This window comes from Streptomyces sp. SBT349 (assembly GCF_001083795.1).
Classification (GTDB): Bacteria; Actinomycetota; Actinomycetes; order Streptomycetales; family Streptomycetaceae; genus Streptomyces.
Genome location: NZ_LAVK01000042.1, coordinates 1 through 19,670, shown reverse-complemented (window position 1 = coordinate 19,670; position 19,670 = coordinate 1). Strand labels below are relative to the sequence as shown.

The following is a 19,670-nucleotide window of genomic DNA, read 5'->3' as shown; positions in this document are numbered from 1 at the left end:
GCGCAGCCCGAACCGCAGGAGTGCACCATGACGACCAGCGCGAAAGCCGGGCGGGCGACGCGGCGGACGCCGCGTCCTCCGCACCTGAACCATGTGATCTTCATCGCCGCGGCGGCGGCGCTGGGCGGCTTCCTCTTCGGCTACGACAGCGCCGTCATCAACGGCGCGGTCGAGGGGATCCGCGGGCGGTTCGCCGTCTCCTCCCACCCTGGGCACCGTCGTGGCCATCGCGCTGCTGGGCGCCGCGCTGGGCGCGGTCATCGCCGGGCGGCTCGCCGACCGCCTCGGCCGCATCCGCGTGATGCGGCTGGCGGCGCTGCTGTTCCTGGTCAGCTCGCTCGGCTCGATGCTGCCGTTCGCCCTCTGGGACCTCGCGCTCTGGCGCGTTCTCGGCGGCGTCGCCATCGGCATGGCCTCCGTCATCGCTCCCGCCTACATCGCCGAGGTCTCACCGGCCGAGTACCGCGGCCGGCTCGCGTCGTTCCAGCAGGCCGCGATCGTGCTGGGCATCGCGATGTCCCAGCTGGTCAACTGGGGTCTGGTGAACCTCGCCGACGGCGACCAGCGCGGCTCGCTGCTCGGCCTGGAGGCGTGGCAGGTGATGCTGGGCATGGGGGTCGTGCCCGCCCTGGTCTACGGGGCGATGACCCTGCACATCCCGGAGTCCCCGCGCCATCTGGTCGCGACCGGCAGGCGTGAGGAGGCCCGGCGGGTGCTGGCCGGCGTGGAGGACGTCGGCACCGACCTGGACGCGAGGGTCGAGGAGATCGAGGCCGCCATCCACAGCCGGCGCCGCTCCAGCTGGCGCGACCTGATCGGCGGCCGGGCCGGACTGCTGCCCATCGTCTGGGTCGGCGTCGGCCTCTCCGTCCTTCAGCAGCTTGTCGGCATCAATGTGATCTTCTACTACTCCAACTCGCTGTGGCAGTCGGTCGGGATCGATCCCAACGCGTCGTTCTTCTACTCCTTCACCAGCTCGATCATCAACATCATCGGCACCGTGATCGCCATGGTCCTCATCGACCGCATCGGCCGCAGGGCCCTGGCGCTGATCGGCTCGGTGGGCATGAGCCTCTCGCTGGCGCTCACGGCCTGGGCGTTCTCCTTCAAGGAGGGCACCGGCGAGGACATCACCCTTCCGGACGGCCAGGGTGCCGTCGCGCTGATCGGCGCCCACGGTTTCGTGCTCTTCTTCGCGCTGTCCTGGGGCGTCGTCGTCTGGGTGCTGCTGGGCGAGATGTTCCCCGGCAGGATCCGCGCCGCGGCGCTCGGGGTCGCCGCCTCGGCGCAGTGGATCGCCAACTGGGCGGTCAGCCAGAGCTTCCCGACGCTCTCCGACTGGAACCTGTCGGGCGCCTACATGATCTACACGGGCTTCGCCCTGCTGTCGATCCCGTTCGTGCTGGCCCTGGTGCCGGAGACCAAGGGCAAGTCCCTGGAAGAGATGGGGTAGGCGGGGCGGCGGTACGTTAGGACCCGTTATCCCCCCGCTCAGGCCCACCAAGGGAACCGATGGACATCCTGATCCTTGTCGTCATCATCGCCGTGATCGCCGCCGTCGCGATCAGCGCGTTCGTCGTCAGCAGCCGCCGCAAGCAGGCCCCGCCGCCACCGGGCGGGCCGGAGGCCACCCGCACCATCCCGCCGGGAGAGCCGCAGGTCGGTGACGAGGCCGGGGCCACGGCCCAGGACGAACGCCGCGTGGTGGAGGACGTCACGCTGCCCGCGCCGCCGGAGACGGCGGAGACGGCGGAGACGGCGGAGACGGTCGAGCCCGAGGCGCCGGAGATCGAGGTTCCCGAGCCGGCCGCCGGGCGGATGGTCAGGCTCCGCGCCAGGCTCTCCCGTTCCCAGACCTCCCTGGGGCGCGGGCTGCTGACCCTGCTCGCCAGGGAGCGTCTGGACGACGACACCTGGGAGGAGATCGAGGACACGCTGATCACCGCGGACGTCGGCGTGCATCCGACGCAGGAGCTGGTCGGGCGCCTGCGGGAGCGCGTCCGGGTCCTGGGCACGCGCACGCCGGACGACCTGCGGACGCTGCTGCGCGAGGAACTGCTGGCCCAGGTGGGCACGGACATGGACCGGGTGGTGCACACGGAGGGCGGCGTCTCGGCCGAGGGCGAGGAGCGCCCCGCCGTGGTGCTGGTCGTCGGCGTGAACGGGACGGGCAAGACCACCACCACGGGCAAGCTCGCCCGGGTGCTGGTCGCCGAGGGGAACTCCGTGGTCCTCGGCGCCGCCGACACCTTCCGCGCCGCCGCCGCCGACCAGTTGCAGACCTGGGGCCAGCGCGTCGGCGCCAGGACCGTCCGCGGCCCCGAGGGCGGCGACCCGGCCTCGGTCGCGTTCGACGCGGTGAAGGAGGGCATCGAGGCGGGCGCCGACGTGGTGCTGGTGGACACCGCCGGGCGGCTGCACACCAAGACCGGCCTGATGGACGAGCTGGGCAAGGTCAAGCGGGTGGTGGAGAAGCACGGCCCGGTCGGCGAGGTGCTGCTGGTGCTGGACGCCACCACCGGGCAGAACGGGCTGGTGCAGGCGCGGGTCTTCGCGGAGGTGGTCGACATCACCGGCATCGCCCTGACCAAGCTGGACGGCACGGCCAAGGGCGGCATCGTCGTGGCGGTCCAGCGGGAACTGGGCGTCCCGGTCAAGCTGGTGGGGCTCGGCGAGGGCCCGGACGACCTCGCTCCGTTCGAGCCCGAGGCGTTCGTGGACGCGCTGCTGAGCTGAGCCCGCCCCCGGGCGGCGGCGCGGCGGCGAGGCTCAGCGCAGCCAGGCCCGGTGGCACGCGTAGGCCAGGATGCCGAGGAGCAGCCTGGCGCGCGGTGGCGCCGCGGCCGACCCCAGGTCCGGCGGGCGCAGCCAGCGGACGGCGCCCCGGCCGGCGTGGTCGGAGGGCGGCGCGGTGATGTGCCGCCCGGTGCCGAGGCCGTTCAGGTCGGGAGGGTCGGCGTCCCAGCCCAGGCGGTGGAGCAGGTCGGGCAGCTCGGCCGCGGCGCCGGGGGCGACGAGGAACCAGGCGCGGCCGTGCGGCGCCACGGCCACGGCGCCGAGCGGCACCCCGAGGCGTTCGAGGCGGGGCAGGGCGCGCAGGGCGGCGGCGGTCGGCACGTCCAGCACGTCGAAGCTGCCGCCGGTGGGCAGCAGCGCGGTGGCCTCGGGGGCGCGCTCCCAGGCGCGCAGCGCGGCCTCCAGCGTGGTGCCCGCGGGGATCGCGCGCTCGGACGCCAGCGGGTGGGCGCCTGGCGCGGGGCAGCGGGGTCCGCCGCACGAGCAGGCGACGCGCCCGTCGGCGCCGCGCCTGGCCCGCGCGCCGGGGAGCACGTCCCAGCCCCACAGACCCGTGTACTCCGCCACGGCCGTCGGGACGGGGGCCGGGCCGGAGCGGCCGGGGTGCCGGGCGGCCAGCCGCGAGGCGCGCATCTCCCGCATACCGGCGATTCCGAAGCCCATACCCACTCCAACGGGTGCACTCTGCCGATGGTTACGACGTGCCGGCGTGAAGAGGCGACGGCGGCGACGGAGCGAGTGCGTCGCGCCCGGGGAGTGCGTTCAGACGCGCGCGCCCCCTTCGTGCTTCCGAACCACCGATCGCGAGCCACGCGCGTACAAGTGAAGCCTGCGCGGCGGGCATCAGTGTGCACGCGCAGGGGTGGCGAATGGTGGCGATTGCGAGCCCCCTCTCGCCAGGCCAGTGATCGTAGGATTACTTTCAGTGCATTCGTAGACGTCGTGTCAGCAGGTGCCCCAGGGGGCCGGCCGGCACGCGGATACCGTGATGGGGGGCGTCAGGGTGGTCGGCAGCGGAATCCCCGCCAGGCAGCCGAACGAACGACTGGGATCGTGGTTCCGGCGGAGCGGCTGGTCCAAGGGCGAGCTCGCCCGCCAGGTCAACCGCCGGGCCCGCCAGCTGGAGGCCCACCACATCAGCACGGACACCTCCCGCGTGCGTCGCTGGCTGGACGGCGAACAGCCGCGCGAGCCCATTCCGCGCATCCTCTCCGACCTGTTCTCCGAGCGCTTCGGCTGCGTGGTCAGCATCGAGGACCTCGGGCTGCGCTCGCTCCCGCAGTCCGCCGCGGTCTCCGGGATCGACCTGCCCTGGGCCGGGCCCCAGACCGTCTCCCTGATCAACGAGTTCTCCCGCAGCGACCTCATGCTCGGGCGCCGCGGCTTCCTCGGCACGTCGCTGACCATGTCGGCGGGGCCCGCCCTGATAGAGCCCATGCAGCGCTGGCTGGTCCCCACGCCCGCGCACGAGGCGGCGACCGCCGGGGCCCGGCTGGCGGCGCTGCCGCGCCGGGGCGGTCAGGGGCGCCGGGCGAGTGGCCTGTCCGAGCCCGAGCTGTCGCAACTCTCCGAGGCCACGGCGCAGTTCCGCACCTGGGACGCCCAGTGCGGCGGCGGGCTGCGCCGCAAGGCGGTGGTCGGCCAGCTGCACGAGGTCACCGACCTGCTCCAGGAGACCCAGCCCGAGCCGGTGCGCAGGCGGCTGTTCGGCATCACCGCGGAGCTCTCCGAGCTGGCCGGCTGGATGAGCTACGACATCGGGCTCCAGCCCACCGCGCAGAAGTACTTCGTGCTCGCCCTCCACGCCGCCAAGGAGGCCGAGGACCGGGCGCTCGGCGCGTATGTGCTCTCCAAGATGAGCCGCCAGATGATCCACCTCGGCCGGGGCGAGGACGCGCTGGAGCTCATCCACCTGGCGCAGTACGGCAGCAGGGAGCGCGCCACGGCCCGCACCCAGGCGATGCTCTACGCGCTGGAGGGCAGGGCCTACGCCACCGTCGGCCAGGCGCCGAAGTGCCACCGCGCGGTGCGGATGGCGGAGGACGCGTTCGCCGACATCGAGCGGGGGGAGCGGGAGCCGGACTGGATCCGCTTCTTCTCCGAGGCCGAACTGAACGCGGAGAACGCCCACTCCTACCGCGATCTGGCCTATGTGGGCGGCAAGAGCACCATGTACCTTTCGCGGGCCGCGCCCCGGATGGAGCGCGCGGTCGAGCTCTTCGCCGAGGAGTGCGCGGTCGACCCGACCGGCGGCCACCAGCGTTCGTATGCACTGAACCTCATCGGCATGGCCACCGTGCACCTCCTCGACCGCGAGGCGGAGGCGTGCACGGCGCGGGCGGCCGAGGCGAAGGACCTCGCCGGGCGGCTCCGCTCCGAGCGGGTCAACAACCGGCTGCGGACGACGTGGACCGCGGCCCAGCGGGAGTTCGGGCCGGTGCCCGAGGTCGTCGACCTCAGCCGGCGCCTCAGGGCCGAACTCCCGGAAAGTGAGGCGAGCTGGGCCGTCTGAGCCCGTCGTCCGCCTCCGCGCCCCCCGGACGCCGGTCGCGCCGGCCGCCCAGGACAGCCCGACTCGGCTCCCCCCGCCAGGTCACGCCGGGCGGTCGGCGCGGCCGGTCCCGGCGGGCGCCCGGCGGGCCCCGGCGGTGGTGCCGGACACAGTAGCGCCGCTGCGCCGCACGACTGATCCATTTCATTGCGGTGTAACACGCCGTGCCCCATCGTCACCCCCGCGAAACAATGGACTCCATCGACCGAAACCGCTCTCGGAGAGCCTGTGGCGCATCCTGACCCGCCCAAGAACCTGCCCGCACGGGTCGTAACTCCGAGGAGACGTTCACGTTGGAAGCAGCGGATATCGCTTTTGTTGTGATCTGTGCAGCATTGGTCATGCTGATGACCCCGGGGCTCGCTTTCTTCTACGGCGGCATGGTCCGGGTCAAGAGCGCGCTCAACATGCTGATGATGTCCTTCATCTCGCTGGGCATCGTCAGCGTGCTGTGGGTGTTCTACGGCTTCACCCTCACCTTCGGCAGCAACTACACCGAGGCCGACGACGGCGGCCTCATCGGCAACCTGGACTTCGTCGGCTTCCAGGACATCACCGCGGAGAACGGCGACATGCTCGCGTTCGCCCTCTTCCAGGTGATGTTCGCGGTGCTCACGCCCGCCCTGATGAGCGGCGCGCTCGCCGACCGCGTCAAGTTCAGCAGCTGGGCCCTGTTCGTCGCGCTGTGGGTCACGGTCGTCTACTTCCCCGTCGCGCACTGGGTCTGGGCCTCGGACGGCTGGCTGTTCAAGCAGGAGGTCATCGACTTCGCCGGCGGCACCGCCGTGCACATCAACGCCGGTGCCGGGGCGCTGGCCGCGGTGCTGGTGATCGGCAAGCGCGTCGGGTTCAAGAAGGAGCCGATGCGCCCGCACAACCTGCCGATGGTCATGCTGGGCGCGGCCCTGCTCTGGTTCGGCTGGTTCGGCTTCAACGCCGGCTCCGCGCTGTCCCCCAACGGCACCGCCGCCCTGATGGCCCTCAACACCCAGGTGGCCACGGCCGCCGCCGTCATCGGCTGGCTCGCCTACGAGCGCGTGCGCCACGGCACGTTCACCACGCTGGGTGCCGCGTCCGGCGCCGTCGCGGGCCTCGTCGCGATCACCCCCTCCGGCGCGCACGTCAACCCGATGGGCGCCATCCTCATCGGCGTGGTCGCCGGTGGGCTCTGCGCCTGGGCCGTCAGCGTCAAGTACAAGCTGGGCTACGACGACTCCCTCGACGTCGTCGGCGTGCACCTCGTCGGCGGCCTCGTCGGCACGCTGATGGTCGGCTTCCTGGCCACCGGCGGCCTCGGCGGCGCGGAGCAGTTCGGCAAGCAGGCCCTGGGCGCGTTCTCCGTGCTGGCCTACTCGTTCGTGGTGACGTACATCCTCGCGCAGCTCATCCAGCGCACCATCGGCTTCCGTGCCACCGAGGACGAGGAGGTCGCGGGTCTCGACCTGGCGTACCACGCCGAGACCGGATACGACTTCTCCCAGACCGGCACCGGTTCCGTGCCCGTCGGCAACAATTCGGCCCCCGCCGGCCTGGCGACCGGCGAGAAGAAGGTGGACGCATGAAGCTCATCACCGCGGTGATCAAGCCGCACCGGCTGGACGAGGTCAAGGACGCCCTCCAGGCCTTCGGTGTGAACGGCCTGACCGTCACCGAGGCCAGCGGCTACGGCCGCCAGCGCGGCCACACCGAGGTCTACCGGGGCGCGGAGTACACGGTCGACCTGGTGCCCAAGATCCGCATCGAGCTCCTGGTCGAGGACTCGGACGCCGAACAGCTCCTCGATGTCGTCGTCAAGGCGGCGCGGACCGGCAAGATCGGTGACGGCAAGGTCTGGAGCGTGCCCGTCGAGACGGCCATCCGCGTCCGCACCGGCGAGCGCGGCCCTGACGCCCTCTAGGTCAGCCAGGACCTGGCCGGCGTACACCCCTGGCCGGAAGACGTTTCCGGCCTGGAGACAGGCAGGAGTTGGGGACCGCATGACGGCGGAGACCACACCGACCACCGGCGACGCGACGGGCCCCAGCGGTGGCTACGCGGCGGCCCGGCTGCACCTCCTCTCGCAGGAGGCGCGGACCGGGCCGCCGCGCCGTGCCCGACTCGCCCGGCTCACCGACGAATGGCTCGCCGGCCTGCTGGCCGGCGGTCCGCGCCCCGGGCGCGTCGCGCTGGTCGCCGTCGGTGGTTACGGCCGGGGCGAGCTGTCCCCGCGCAGCGACCTCGACCTCCTGCTGCTGCACGACGGGAAGGGCTCCCGCGCGGAGGTCGCCGCCCTCGCCGACCGGCTCTGGTACCCGGTGTGGGACCTCGGCATCGCCCTCGACCACTCCGTGCGCACCCTCGCGGAGGCCCACGAGACCGCGGGTGGCGACCTCAAGGTCCACCTCGGCCTCCTCGACGGCCGCCACCTCGCGGGGGACGCCGCCCTCACCGCCGAGCTGCGCACCGCCCTCCTCGCCCAGTGGCGCGCCCAGGCCGTCACGCGCCTGCCCGAGCTGCACGAGCTCGGCAGGGAACGGGCCAGGCGCCACGGCGAGCTGCCGTTCCTCCTCGAACCCGACCTCAAGGAGGCCAGAGGCGGCCTCAGGGACGCCACCGCGCTGCGCGCCGTCGCCGCCTCCTGGGTCGCCGACGCCCCCCGCCAGGGCCTGGACGCCGCCCGCAACGTTCTCCTCGACGTCCGCGACGCCCTGCACCTGGCCACCGGGCGCGCCACCGACCGGCTCGCCCTCGAGGACCAGGACCAGGTCGCCCGCGCCCTCGGGCTGCTGGACGCCGACATCCTGCTGCGCCACGTCTACGAGGCGGCCCGCACCATCTCCTACGCCTCCGACGTCACCTGGCGCGAGGTCGGCCGCGTGCAGCGCGCCCGCTCCGCGCGCCGCCGGCTGCGCGGGTTCCTCCCCGGCAACCGCGGCGGCAGGCGCGTCCCCGCCGAGGAGCGCAGCCCGATCGCCGACGGCGTCGTCGAGCACGAGGGCGAGGTCGTCCTCGCCCGTTCCGCCCGCCCCGACCGCGACCCGGTGCTGGCGCTGCGTGCCGCGGCCGCCGCCGCGCAGGCCGCGCTGCCCCTCGCGCTGCCCGCGGTGCACGCCCTCGCCGCGGCCGACGCCCCGCTGCCCGTGCCGTGGCCGTCCGAGGCGCGCGAGCAGTTCGTCACCCTCCTCGGCGCCGGGCCCGACACCGTCCCGGTCTGGGAGGCCCTGGAGGCGGCCGGGCTGATCACGCGGCTGCTGCCCGACTGGGAACGGGTCCGCTGCCGCCCCCAGCGCAACGCCGTGCACCGCTGGACCGTCGACCGGCACCTGGTCGAGACCGCCGTGCGCGCCTCCGCCCTCACCCGCCGCGTCGGCCGCCCCGACCTGCTGCTGGTCGCCGCCCTGCTGCACGACATCGGCAAGGGCTGGCCCGGCGACCACAGCGTCGCCGGCGAGACCATCGCCCGCGACATGGCCGCCAGGATGGGCTTCGGCGCGGCCGACACCGAGGTGCTGGCCACCCTCGTCCGCCACCACCTGCTGCTGATCGAGACCGCGACCCGGCGGGACCTCGACGACCCCGCCACCGTCGCGAACGTCGCCTCCGCCGTCGGCAGCCGGTCCACGCTGGAGCTGCTGCACGCCCTGACCGAGGCCGACGCCCTGGCCACCGGGCCCGCCGCATGGTCGGGCTGGCGCGCCTCGCTCCTGGCCGACCTGGTCAAGCGGGTCGGCGCCGTCCTCGACGAGGGCGGCGAGCCGCCGCGGCCCCCGGCCCAGGACCGGATCACCGCCGCCTCGGAGCGCCTCGCCCTCGACGCCATCAGGACCGGGGCGCCCGTCGTCACCCTGCACGCCGGGCCGCACGAGCCGGCCGGTGGCGCCCAGGCCGCCGAGGACGCCGAGGACGCCGGCGCCGCCGGGGACGCCGAGGGCGGCCCGGAGCCGGTCGGGGCCGAGCTGGTCGTGGCGCTGCCCGAGCGGCCCGGGGTCCTGCCCGCCGTCGCCGGCGTGCTCGCGCTCCACCGGCTCACCGTGCGCTCGGCCGAGCTGCGCAGCGTGGACCCGGCGGGGCAGGGCCCGGTCCTCCTCCTCGACTGGCGGGTCGCCGCCGAGTACGGCTCGCTGCCCCAGGCGGAACGGCTCCGCGCCGACTTGGTCCGCGCCCTGGACGGCTCCCTCTCGATCGCGGGCAGGCTCGCCGAGCGCGAGGCCGCCTACCGCCGCCCGCGTCGCAGGGCCGCCCCCTCCCCACCGCCCCGGGTGACGGTCGCGCCCCTCGGTTCCGCGGTGGCCACGGTTCTCGAGGTGCGCGCCCAGGACGCCCCCGGGCTGCTGTACCGCATCGGCCACGCGCTGGACGGCGCGGGCGTGATCGTGCGGAGCGCGCACGTCAGCACCCTGGGCGCCAACGCCGTGGACGCCTTCTACGTCACCGGTCCCGACAAGGCGCCGCTGCCGCCCGAGGAGGCGGCCGGTCTCGCCCGTGACCTCCAGGAGGCCCTGGCACAACAGACCCCTCCGACCGCGGGCTGACCGTTCCGGCGCGGGACGGATACGCTGGAGGGCACCGCCGACCCGACCGCCGATGTGTAAGGAACCGCCAGCGCCGTGTTCGACACTCTCTCCGACCGCCTCGCGGCCACGTTCAAGAATCTCAGGGGCAAGGGCCGTCTGAGCGAGGCGGACATCGACGCCACGACGCGTGAGATCCGTATCGCCCTGCTGGAGGCGGATGTCGCGCTGCCGGTCGTCCGGTCCTTCATCAAGCAGATCAAGGAACGGGCCCAGGGCGCCGAGGTGTCCAAGGCGCTCAACCCGTCGCAGCAGGTCATCAAGGTCGTCAACGAGGAGCTCGTCGCCATCCTCGGCGGGGAGACCCGGCGGCTCCGCTTCGCCAAGACCCCCCCGACCGTGGTGATGCTCGCGGGCCTCCAGGGCGCGGGCAAGACGACCCTCGCGGGCAAGCTGGGCCGCTGGCTGAAGGAGCAGGGCCACGCCCCGCTGCTGGTCGCCTGCGACCTCCAGCGCCCCAACGCGGTCAACCAGCTCCAGGTCGTCGGCGAGCGCGCCGGTGTCAGCGTCTTCGCGCCCGAGCCGGGGAACGGGGTGGGCGACCCGGTCAAGGTGGCCGAGGACTCCGTGGTCCACGCCCGCGAGAAGCAGTACGACGTGGTCATCGTCGACACCGCGGGCCGCCTGGGCATCGACGAGGAGATGATGCGCCAGGCCGCCGACATCAGGGACGCGGTCGGCCCCGACGAGGTCCTGTTCGTCGTGGACGCGATGATCGGCCAGGACGCGGTCACCACGGCCGAGGCGTTCCGGGACGGCGTGGGCTTCGACGGTGTGGTGCTCTCCAAGCTGGACGGCGACGCGCGCGGCGGCGCGGCGCTCTCCATCGCGCAGGTCACCGGGCGCCAGATCATGTTCGCCTCCAACGGCGAGAAGCTGGACGACTTCGACGCGTTCCACCCGGACCGCATGGCCTCCCGCATCCTCGGCATGGGCGACGTGCTCACGCTGATCGAGCAGGCGGAGCGCACGTTCAGCCAGCAGGAGGCGGAGAAGCTCGCCAGCAAACTGGCCAAGGGGCCCAAGGAGTTCACGCTCGACGACTTCCTGGCGCAGATGGAGCAGGTCCGCAAGATGGGCTCCATCTCCAAGCTGCTCGGGATGATGCCGGGCATGGGCCAGATGCGCGAGCAGATCAACAACCTGGACGAGCGCGAGGTCGACCGCACCGCCGCCATCATCAAGTCCATGACCCCGGGCGAACGTGCCGACCCCAAGATCATCAACGGCTCGCGGCGCGTCCGCATCGCCCGCGGCTCCGGCGTGGACGTCAGCGCGGTGAAGGGCCTGGTCGAGCGGTTCTTCGAGGCCCGCAAGATGATGTCCCGCATGGCGCAGGGCGGCGGCATGCCCGGGATGCCGGGCATGCCGGGGCTCGGCGGCGGAGCGGGCAGGCGCAAGGGCAAGCAGCAGCAGAAGAAGGCCAAGGGCGCCCGCCGCTCGGGGAACCCGATGAAGCGCCAGGCGGACGAGCGCGCGGCGGCCCAACGGGGCGGCGAGGATGGCGCGTTCGGCGGCGACGCCGACCCGGCGGACTTCGAGCTGCCCAAGGAGTTCCGGGACATGCTGCCCGACAAGTAGGGGTTCGCGTGGAGCCGCGGACGGCCGATTCACGCTCGGGGTCCGCGGCGCCGTACCATCTGCGCCATGGCTAAGGCTCCCGTACTCACCTCCCAGGCGGAGGACTTCCCGCGCTGGTACCAGGACGTGATCAGCAAGGCCGAGCTCGCCGACAACGGCCCCGTCCGAGGCACCATGGTCATCCGACCGTACGGGTACGGGCTCTGGGAGCGGATGCAGGAGGAGATGGACACCCGCATCAAGGCCGCGGGTGCCAGGAACGCGTACTTCCCGCTGTTCATCCCCCAGTCGTATTTGGCCAAGGAGGCCGAGCACGTCGAGGGCTTCGCCCCCGAGCTGGCGGTGGTCACCCATGGCGGCGGCAAGCAGCTCGAGGAGCCGGTGGTCGTCAGGCCCACTTCGGAGATGATCATCAACGCCTCCTTCGCCAAGTGGGTGCAGAGCTACCGCGACCTGCCGCTGCTGATCAACCAGTGGGCGAACGTGGTCCGCTGGGAGATGCGCCCGCGGATCTTCCTGCGCACCACCGAGTTCCTGTGGCAGGAGGGCCACACGGCCCACGCCACCTACGAGGAGGCGCGCGCGTACGCGGCGCTCATCCACCGCGACGTCTACGCGGACTTCATGATCAACACCCTCGCCATCGACGTCGTCCTCGGCCGCAAGTCCCCCGCCGAGCGGTTCGCCGGCGCGATCAACACCCTCACGCTGGAGGGGATGATGCGCGACGGCAAGGCGCTCCAGATGGGCACCAGCCACGAGCTCGGGCAGAACTTCGCGAAAGCCTTCGACACCCGTTACCTCTCCAAGGACGGCGGCCGCGAGCTGGTCTGGCAGACCTCCTGGGGCTCCTCGACCCGCATGGTCGGCGGGCTGATCATGTCGCACGGCGACGACAACGGCCTGCGCGTCCCGCCGCGGCTGGCGCCGGTGCAGGTCGTGGTGCTGGCCATCAAGGAGGACGAGGCCGTGCTGGCCAAGGTCCGCGAGCTCGGCGCCGCGCTGGCGGCGGCCGGGATCAGGACCGAGGTGGACGACCGCACCGACACCCCGTTCGGCCGCCGGGCCGTGGACTGGGAGCTCAAGGGCGTTCCGATCCGGGTCGAGGTCGGCCCCCGGGACTTGGAGGCGGGCACCGCGATGCTGGCCCGCCGCATCCCCGGCGGCAAGGAGCCGGTCGCCATCGACGCGCTGACGCGGCTGCTGCCCGGCCTGCTGGAGGAGGACCAGGCGCTGCTGCTGCGCCAGTCCAGGGAGCGCCGCGAGGAGCGGACGACGGACGCGCGCACCATCGAGGAGGCGGTCGAGGCCGCCGTCGCGGGCGGCTGGGCCCGCATCCCGTGGGCGGATCTCGGCGCCGAGGGCGAGGCGAGGCTGGCGCAGGACGCGGTCTCGGTGCGCTGCCTGGTGGCCGAGGACGGGTCCGTGCCCGAGTCCGACGACGCGCCCGGCACCATCGCGATCGTGGGCCGCGCCTACTAGGTCGCCTCGCGGGAAACCCCCTGGTCGGGGCCGTGTTGAGGCCCCGCCGGGACCCCCGTGAACGTCTCTGTGAACGTCCCCGTGGAGCGGTGTCCGCGTCCCGGCGTGCCCGGGGCAATGGCCGCGAACTGACTGGTAGGTGCAAATTCGTGGACTTGCCCCGGAATCGGAACACCTCGGGGACCTCGCTCGTTAGCTACGACGTGAGCACGACACAACCAGTTCCAGTTCTCGCCGCCGAGCTGGCGCACGCGTGGGCCGATATTCAACGGCACCACCCGGAGCTGCCGGACTTGGCCACGCCAGAGTCCCTGATCGGAGAGTCCTCGTCGGCCTGCGGGTCCGAGCTCTCCTTCGAACGGCTGCTGCATGAGGCCGTGCACGGTATCGCCGCCGCCCGGGGGGTCAGGGACACCTCCCGCGCGGGGCGCTACCACAACAGGCGTTTTCTCGCGATCGCCGAGGAACTCGGCCTCGATCACGCGGAGGATCCGCATCCGAGCAGTGGCTTCTCCCTGGTCACGATGAACCCCGAGACCCGCAGGCGGTATCGGCCGACGGCCGAGCGGCTCCAGCGCGCGTTGAAGGCGCACCTCGCGGCCACGGTGACCGACACCAAGCGGAGCTTCCGCGGCCCCGCCGCGAGGCACGGCTCGTCGGGGGGTGGGGTGCGGGTCAAGGCGGTCTGCGAGTGCGGACGCAACGTCCGCGTCGTCCCGTCCGTCCTGGCGCAGGCGCCGATCGTCTGCGGCGCCTGCAAGCAGCCGTTCGAGATCGCCGAGACCCTGACCGTGGTGGCGTCCTCCTGACTCCGATGGCGAGCCCCCCTGTGGGGCTATGGCAGAATGGGCGGTTGAACTCGACAGTCGCACAGGACCCCTCTCTCCTCCGGCTGACGCGTCCACCGGGCCTCCCGGAGCCGCAGCCCCACGCGGCAGTCCGCCGTGGCCCATCACGTCAACACGCAGGAGACACCACACCCGTGGCAGTCAAGATCAAGCTGAAGCGACTGGGCAAGATCCGTTCGCCGCACTACCGCATCGTCGTCGCCGACTCCCGGACCCGCAGGGACGGCAGGGCCATCGAGGAACTGGGCCTGTACCACCCGGTACAGAACCCGTCGCGCATCGAGGTCGACTCGGAGCGCGTGCAGTACTGGCTCGGCGTCGGCGCGCAGCCGACCGAGCCCGTCATGGCCATCCTCAAGGTCACCGGCGACTGGCAGCAGTTCAAGGGGCTGCCGGCCCCGCCGCCGATGAAGGTCGCCGAGCCGAAGCCCGACAAGCGCGTCCTGTTCGAGGCCGCGGCCAAGGAGTCCGGTGGCGAGCCGCGGGGTGAGGCCATCACCCCGAAGGCGAAGAGGGCCGAGAAGAAGGCCGACGCCGAGGCCGCGGCGCCGGCCGCGTCGGCCGAGGGCTGACAATGCTCGAAGAGGCCCTGGAGCATTTGGTGAAGGGCATCGTCGATCACCCCGATGACGTTCAGGTCGCCCAGCGCACGCTGCGCCGTGGGCGGGTGATCGAGGTCCGGGTGCACCCCGACGACCTCGGCAAGGTCATCGGCCGCAACGGCCGCACCGCGCGCTCCCTGCGCACGGTCGTGGGCGCGCTCGGCGGCAAGGGCGTCCGCGTCGATCTCGTCGACGCGGACGAGGTTCGCTGAGGGCGACGCCGGCATCTCGCCGAGGGCCGGGGGCGGCACCGCCGCCCCCGGCCCTCGGCGCATCCTCTCCCGGCACCGAGACGTCGGGACGCCGAGAAGTCGAGAAGTCGAGAACGGAAAGACCACACGTGGAACTCGTCGTCGCAAGGATCGGCCGCGCCCACGGGATCAAGGGCGAGGTCAGCGTCGAAGTCCGCACGGACGAGCCCGAGGCGCGCCTGGCGCCCGGGGCCGTGCTGGCCACCGACCCGGCCGGCGCGGGCCCGTTGACCATCGAGAGCGGCCGGGTGCACAGCGGCCGGCTGCTGCTGCGCTTCGCGGGAGTCGCCGACCGCACGGGGGCCGAGGCCCTGCGGAACGTCCTGCTGATCGCCGAGGTGGACCCGGAGGAGCAGCCGGAGGACCCCGAGGAGTTCTACGACCACCAGCTGGTCGGCCTCGACGCGGTCACGGGCGAGGGGGAGCCGATCGGCGAGATCACCGAGGTCGCGCATCTGCCGGGCCAGGACCTGCTGGTCGTGGCGCGGCCGGAGGGCGACGAGGCGCTGATCCCGTTCGTCGAGGAGATCGTCCCGGAGATCGACCTCGCGGCGGGCCGGGTGGTGGTGAACCCGCCGCCGGGGCTGCTCGACGGCGGCACCGCATGAGGCTCGACATCGTCACGATCTTCCCCGAGTACCTGGAGCCGCTGAACGTCTCGCTGGTCGGCAAGGCGCGAGCCGCCGGGCGGCTCGACGTGCGGGTGCACGACCTGCGCGCCTTCACCCACGACCGCCATCACACCGTCGACGACACCCCCTACGGCGGCGGCCCCGGCATGGTGATGAAGCCCGAGCCGTGGGGCGAGGCCCTGGACGCGGTGCTGGCCTCGGGCGCGGGGGACGATCCGGTGATCGTGGTGCCCACGCCGAGCGGGCGCCCGTTCACCCAGGAGCTGGCGCAGGAGCTCTCCGCGGCGCGGTGGCTGGTGTTCACGCCGGCGCGTTACGAGGGCATCGACCGGCGCGTGATCGAGGAGTACGGCGCGCGTCTCGACGTGCGCGAGGTCTCCATCGGCGACTACGTGCTGGCCGGGGGCGAGGCGCCGGTGCTGGTGATGGTCGAGGCCATCGCCCGGCTGCTGCCCGGGGTTCTGGGCAACGCGGACTCGCACCGCGACGACTCGTTCGCGCCGGGGGCGATGGCCGGGCTGCTGGAGGGACCGGTCCACACCAAGCCGCCCGAGTGGCGCGGCAGGACCGTTCCCGAGGTGCTGATCAGCGGCCACCACGGGAGGATCGCCCGCTGGCGCCGGGACGAGGCGTTGCGCCGCACCGCCGCCAACCGGCCGGATCTGATCGAACGGTGCGACCCCGCCGCCCTGGACAGGCACGATCTCGCCACCCTGGCCGAGCTCGGGTGGGAGCCCGGCGAGGACGGCCGATTTGGGCGCGCGTCGGGGCGCGTGGAAGAATAGGCCGCTGGCTCTCGTCCGGTGCGTGACCCTGCCACAGGGGGATCGACGCCCGCCGGCGCGACCGGGCCACCACCCTTCCGTTCGTGCATCATGATCGTTTCCGTCGATGACCTGTGGCATCGGCGAGGAGAGCAGCAGGTTATGAACGTCCTGGACAGTGTCGACTCCGCATCCCTGCGGGACAACATCCCGGCCTTCAGGCCCGGGGACACGGTCAACGTCCACGTCCGCGTCATCGAGGGCAACCGGTCCCGCGTCCAGCAGTTCAAGGGCGTGGTGATCCGCCGCCAGGGCTCCGGGATCCGGGAGACCTTCACGGTGCGCAAGGTCAGCTTCGGTGTCGGCGTGGAGCGCACGTTCCCCGTCCACACCCCGGTGGTGGAGAAGATCGAGGTCGTGACCCGCGGCGCCGTCCGCCGCGCCAAGCTCTACTACCTGCGGAACCTCCGCGGCAAGGCCGCCAAGATCAAGGAGAAGCGGGAGAACTGAGCCCCGCCCGCTCCCGGTTACCATCACGGCGTGACCGATTCCGACGCAGACACCCCGGAGCGCGATCGCCCCGCCAGACCCGCGAAGGGCTGGCGGCGGTGGTCGCGCTCGGCGCGTCTGTGGGTGGTGGTGGCGCTGAGCACGGTGGTGATCACCGCGCTCACCAACGCCCTGGTGATGCAGCCCTTTCTGATCCCCAGCGGATCCATGGAGGGCACCCTCCAGGTGGGCGACCGGGTCCTGGTCAACAAGCTGGCCTACCGCTTCGGCGGCGAGGTCGCCCGGGGCGATGTCATCGTCTTCGACGGCACCGGCTCCTTCGTCGCGGAGGAGGCGGATCCGGGCCTGCTGGTCGGCCTGCTCCGCACCGCGGGCGCGGCGGTGGGGCTGGCGCAGTCCTCGGAGACCGACTATGTGAAACGCGTTATCGGGATCGGCGGGGACCGCGTGCGCTGCTGCGACAGTCAGGGGCGGCTCGAGGTCAACGGCGACCCGCTGGACGAGCCGTATCTGTATCCAGGGGACAGGCCTTCGAATGTCACGTTTGATATCCGAGTGCCCGAGGGACGGTTGTGGGTAATGGGCGATCACCGTTCCGACTCGGCGGACTCCCGGGAGTATCTCGGCTCCCCGGGAGGCGGCACCGTTCCCGAGGACAGGGTGATCGGCCGCGTGGAGCTGATCGGATGGCCGGTGGATCGCTGGGGCTGGATGCGGTCGGACCATGGGTGAGCGCGGCAGACCCCGTTCGGGGCGCCGCCGGGTGGCAGGGCCGGGCCCCGACGCGGACGGGCCGGCCCCGGTGAGCCGCCCCATGGGCCCCCCGGACCCCGCGGGCACCGATCCCGAGCCGGGCACGGCGCCGGGCGGGGACGAGCAGCCCCTCACGCTCCGCGGTCCGGGCGAGGGGCGGGCGGACCGGCGGCGGGCCGCCAAGCGCATCAAGCGGCGCAGGCGGCTGCGGGCCACGCGGGAGATCCCGATCCTCATCGGCACCGCGCTGCTGATCGCGCTGGTGCTGAAGACCTTCCTGGTGCAGGCGTTCGTCATCCCGTCGGGGTCCATGGAAGAAACGATTCGTGTGGACGACCGCGTGCTCGTGGACAAGCTCACGCCCTGGTTCGGCTGGGAGCCCTCGCGCGGCGAGGTCGTGGTCTTCAAGGACCCGGGCGGGTGGCTGGAGACCGAGGGGGCGGGGGACGAATCCGGTCAGGGGCCGTTCGGAATCAGGCACATCCAGGCGGCACTGACCTGGATCGGTCTGCTGCCGAGCGATGACGATCAAGATCTGATCAAACGGGTCATCGGGATCGGCGGCGACACGGTGGTCTGCTGCGACCCCGAGGGTCGGATCACGGTCAATGGCGTTCCGCTGGACGAGCCCTATCTGTACCCGGACAATCCGCCCTCGCAGATCGAGTTCGAGGTGACCGTTCCCGAGGGGCGCCTGTTCGTCATGGGGGACCACCGGTCGAGCTCGGCCGACTCCCGTTACCACCTGGAGGAGGAGGGGCAGGGCACGGTCCCCGAAAACCTCGTGGTCGGCCGTGCCGTGGTGATCGCCTGGCCCTTCGGCCACTGGCAGCGGCTCGGCGGCACCGACACGTTCTCCTCGGTGCCGGACGCCGCGTCTGGGGCGGGCGCCGTCGACGCCCGCACCGGCAGGGGGGAGAATGGCCCTCGCAATCAAGACGAATTGGCGCGACTCCCGATCCCTGCGGAACTCCCGCTCGTTATGGGAGTGGTGGGCCTGCTGTGGAGACCACCTGAGGGGCCCGACAGGCCGGAGCGGATCGTGAGGAGCGAATGTGGGGGACGTAGCGGTGGGTGCCCGGTCCGGCGCGGAAGACCCGGAGGAGCGCCCGGCGAACCCCGGTCGTGGGGCGTTCGGCGAAGAGCCCCGCGACGCCGCCCCCGGCGACTCCGAGGGCGCGGCCAGGGACCCTCGGCAGGGGGAGCGCCGGGACAGGGACCGCCTCGGCAAGGCCCCACGGGATCCGGCTGACCAGGCGGGCGCGGGCGACGGGCCCGACCCGGACGGAGCGGACGGGAACGCCGCCGCGGAGGGTGACGGCGATGGCGAGGGCGGTGGCGCTGCCGAGGGCGACGGCGAGGGCGGGGAAGGCCCGGGCCGCAGGGGCAGGCGCCGCCGGGTCGCCGCCGCCAAGCAGCGCTCCTTCTGGAAGGAGCTGCCGATCCTGATCGGCATCGCCATCGTGCTGGCGCTGCTCATCAAGACCTTCCTGGTCCAGGCGTTCTCCATTCCGTCCAACTCGATGCAGGACACCCTCCAGGAGGGCGACCGCGTCCTGGTGGACAAGCTCACCCCGTGGTTCGGCTCCGAGCCCGAACGCGGCGAGGTCGTCGTCTTCCACGACCCGGGGGGCTGGCTGGGGGAGTCGACCTCCGAGAGCGGCGGCCTCGGCGGGGCCGTGCAGAGCGCGCTGAGCTTCATCGGGCTGATGCCGTCGGCCGAGGAACAGGACCTGATCAAGCGCGTGATCGCCGTCGGCGGCGACACCGTGGAGTGCCAGGAGGGCGGCCAGGTCGTGGTGAACGGGACGTCGCTCGACGAGAGCGAGTACCTCTTCCCGGGGAACACCCCGTGCGGGGACCGGCCCTTCGGGCCCATCACCGTTCCCGAGGGCCGGCTGTGGGTGATGGGCGACCACCGGCAGGACTCCCTGGACTCGCGCTACCACCAGAACCTGGAGGGCGGCGGCACCGTCTCCGAGGACGACGTCGTCGGCCGCGCCATCGTCATCGCCTGGCCCCTGAACCGCTGGTCCACGCTGCCCGTCCCCGACAGCTACGGCTCGGTGGGCGCCGCCGCGGCCGCCGCGACTCCCGCGGCGCTCGGCCTGGCCGGGGCCCTGCCCCTGGTCCTGCTGCGCCGCCGGAGGCTGCTGAACAGGGCGTCCTCCTCCTCCTCCGACTCCTCCTCCGGCTCCTCGGGCCTCCCCGGCTCCTCCGGAACCGCCGTGGCCGGGGAGCCTCCGCAGGGCTGAGGGTGAGCCCCCGCAGGGCTGACCCCGTGCGGGCGGATGGATAGGGTCACCTCCTGACACCGATCGGGAGGGGGCCTCATGGCGGGAGTCATACG

Annotated in this window: 16 protein-coding genes and 2 pseudogenes; 17 read left to right on the top strand and 1 reads right to left on the bottom strand. The window is 72.7% G+C overall.

Going from position 1 to position 19,670, the window contains the following annotated elements; all coding sequences use genetic code 11:
• Nucleotides 1-27 precede the first annotated feature (27 nt).
• Together ADY01_RS08055 and ftsY are read left to right on the top strand one after the other, a co-directional pair.
• Nucleotides 28-1,453 (top strand): annotated as a pseudogene (locus tag ADY01_RS08055) (sugar porter family MFS transporter).
• A 59-nt stretch (nucleotides 1,454-1,512) separates the two neighbouring features.
• Complete coding sequence (gene ftsY, locus ADY01_RS08050; protein ID WP_049568040.1) at nucleotides 1,513-2,736, top strand: signal recognition particle-docking protein FtsY; 1,224 nt, start codon at nucleotides 1,513-1,515, stop codon at nucleotides 2,734-2,736.
• A gap of 33 nt (nucleotides 2,737-2,769) precedes the next feature.
• Here ftsY and ADY01_RS08045 read toward each other — a convergent pair whose 3' ends face one another.
• Nucleotides 2,770-3,459, bottom strand: coding sequence for a bifunctional DNA primase/polymerase (locus ADY01_RS08045; RefSeq protein ID WP_049568039.1), 690 nt, complete (start codon nucleotides 3,457-3,459; stop codon nucleotides 2,770-2,772).
• A 325-nt stretch (nucleotides 3,460-3,784) separates the two neighbouring features.
• Here ADY01_RS08045 and ADY01_RS08040 point away from each other — a divergent pair, with 325 nt between their 5' ends.
• The 15 genes and pseudogenes from ADY01_RS08040 (at nucleotide 3,785) to lepB (ADY01_RS07970) (ending at nucleotide 19,575) form a co-directional block, all read left to right on the top strand.
• Nucleotides 3,785-5,308 (top strand): hypothetical protein, encoded by a 1,524-nt coding sequence (locus tag ADY01_RS08040; RefSeq protein ID WP_049568036.1) that lies wholly within the window; start codon nucleotides 3,785-3,787, stop codon nucleotides 5,306-5,308.
• Nucleotides 5,309-5,688: 380 nt separating this feature from the next.
• Nucleotides 5,689-6,909: an ammonium transporter gene (locus ADY01_RS08035; protein ID WP_078900096.1), complete on the top strand. Its 1,221-nt coding sequence runs from the start codon at nucleotides 5,689-5,691 to the stop codon at nucleotides 6,907-6,909.
• Nucleotides 6,906-7,244, top strand: coding sequence for a P-II family nitrogen regulator (locus ADY01_RS08030; RefSeq protein WP_049568034.1), 339 nt, complete (start codon nucleotides 6,906-6,908; stop codon nucleotides 7,242-7,244). The genes ADY01_RS08035 and ADY01_RS08030 overlap by 4 nt, the downstream gene beginning before the upstream one ends.
• A gap of 79 nt (nucleotides 7,245-7,323) precedes the next feature.
• Nucleotides 7,324-9,858, top strand: a complete 2,535-nt coding sequence (locus ADY01_RS08025; protein ID WP_049568031.1) for a [protein-PII] uridylyltransferase — start codon at nucleotides 7,324-7,326, stop codon at nucleotides 9,856-9,858.
• Nucleotides 9,859-9,933: 75 nt separating this feature from the next.
• The gene (ffh, locus tag ADY01_RS08020) at nucleotides 9,934-11,478 is read left to right on the top strand and encodes a signal recognition particle protein (RefSeq protein ID WP_049568029.1); all 1,545 of its coding nucleotides are present in this window, start codon (nucleotides 9,934-9,936) and stop codon (nucleotides 11,476-11,478) included.
• 66 nt (nucleotides 11,479-11,544) lie between these two features.
• Nucleotides 11,545-12,960 (top strand): proline--tRNA ligase, encoded by a 1,416-nt coding sequence (gene proS, locus ADY01_RS08015; RefSeq protein ID WP_049568026.1) that lies wholly within the window; start codon nucleotides 11,545-11,547, stop codon nucleotides 12,958-12,960.
• A 203-nt stretch (nucleotides 12,961-13,163) separates the two neighbouring features.
• Nucleotides 13,164-13,769, top strand: a complete 606-nt coding sequence (locus ADY01_RS08010) for a hypothetical protein (protein WP_049568084.1) — start codon at nucleotides 13,164-13,166, stop codon at nucleotides 13,767-13,769.
• A gap of 173 nt (nucleotides 13,770-13,942) precedes the next feature.
• On the top strand, nucleotides 13,943-14,380 hold the full coding sequence (gene rpsP / locus ADY01_RS08005; protein WP_049568025.1) for a 30S ribosomal protein S16: 438 nt from the start codon (nucleotides 13,943-13,945) through the stop codon (nucleotides 14,378-14,380).
• Nucleotides 14,381-14,382: 2 nt separating this feature from the next.
• Nucleotides 14,383-14,622, top strand: a complete 240-nt coding sequence (locus ADY01_RS08000) for an RNA-binding protein (protein ID WP_049568021.1) — start codon at nucleotides 14,383-14,385, stop codon at nucleotides 14,620-14,622.
• Nucleotides 14,623-14,750: 128 nt separating this feature from the next.
• Entirely contained in the window at nucleotides 14,751-15,269 is a 519-nt protein-coding gene (gene rimM / locus ADY01_RS07995) for a ribosome maturation factor RimM (RefSeq protein WP_049568019.1), read from the top strand.
• Nucleotides 15,266-16,078: a tRNA (guanosine(37)-N1)-methyltransferase TrmD gene (trmD, locus tag ADY01_RS07990; RefSeq protein ID WP_049568016.1), complete on the top strand. Its 813-nt coding sequence runs from the start codon at nucleotides 15,266-15,268 to the stop codon at nucleotides 16,076-16,078. The genes rimM and trmD overlap by 4 nt, the downstream gene beginning before the upstream one ends.
• A gap of 141 nt (nucleotides 16,079-16,219) precedes the next feature.
• Entirely contained in the window at nucleotides 16,220-16,567 is a 348-nt protein-coding gene (gene rplS / locus ADY01_RS07985) for a 50S ribosomal protein L19 (RefSeq protein ID WP_049568013.1), read from the top strand.
• Between the two features lie 30 nt (nucleotides 16,568-16,597).
• On the top strand, nucleotides 16,598-17,299 hold the full coding sequence (gene lepB, locus ADY01_RS07980; RefSeq protein ID WP_049568010.1) for a signal peptidase I: 702 nt from the start codon (nucleotides 16,598-16,600) through the stop codon (nucleotides 17,297-17,299).
• Nucleotides 17,292-18,080: pseudogene (gene lepB, locus ADY01_RS41760) on the top strand (signal peptidase I); the annotation flags it as partial. The gene lepB (ADY01_RS07980) and the pseudogene lepB (ADY01_RS41760), both read left to right, overlap by 8 nt.
• Nucleotides 18,081-18,375: 295 nt before the next feature.
• Complete coding sequence (lepB, locus tag ADY01_RS07970; RefSeq protein ID WP_107081667.1) at nucleotides 18,376-19,575, top strand: signal peptidase I; 1,200 nt, start codon at nucleotides 18,376-18,378, stop codon at nucleotides 19,573-19,575.
• Nucleotides 19,576-19,670: the final 95 nt, after the last annotated feature.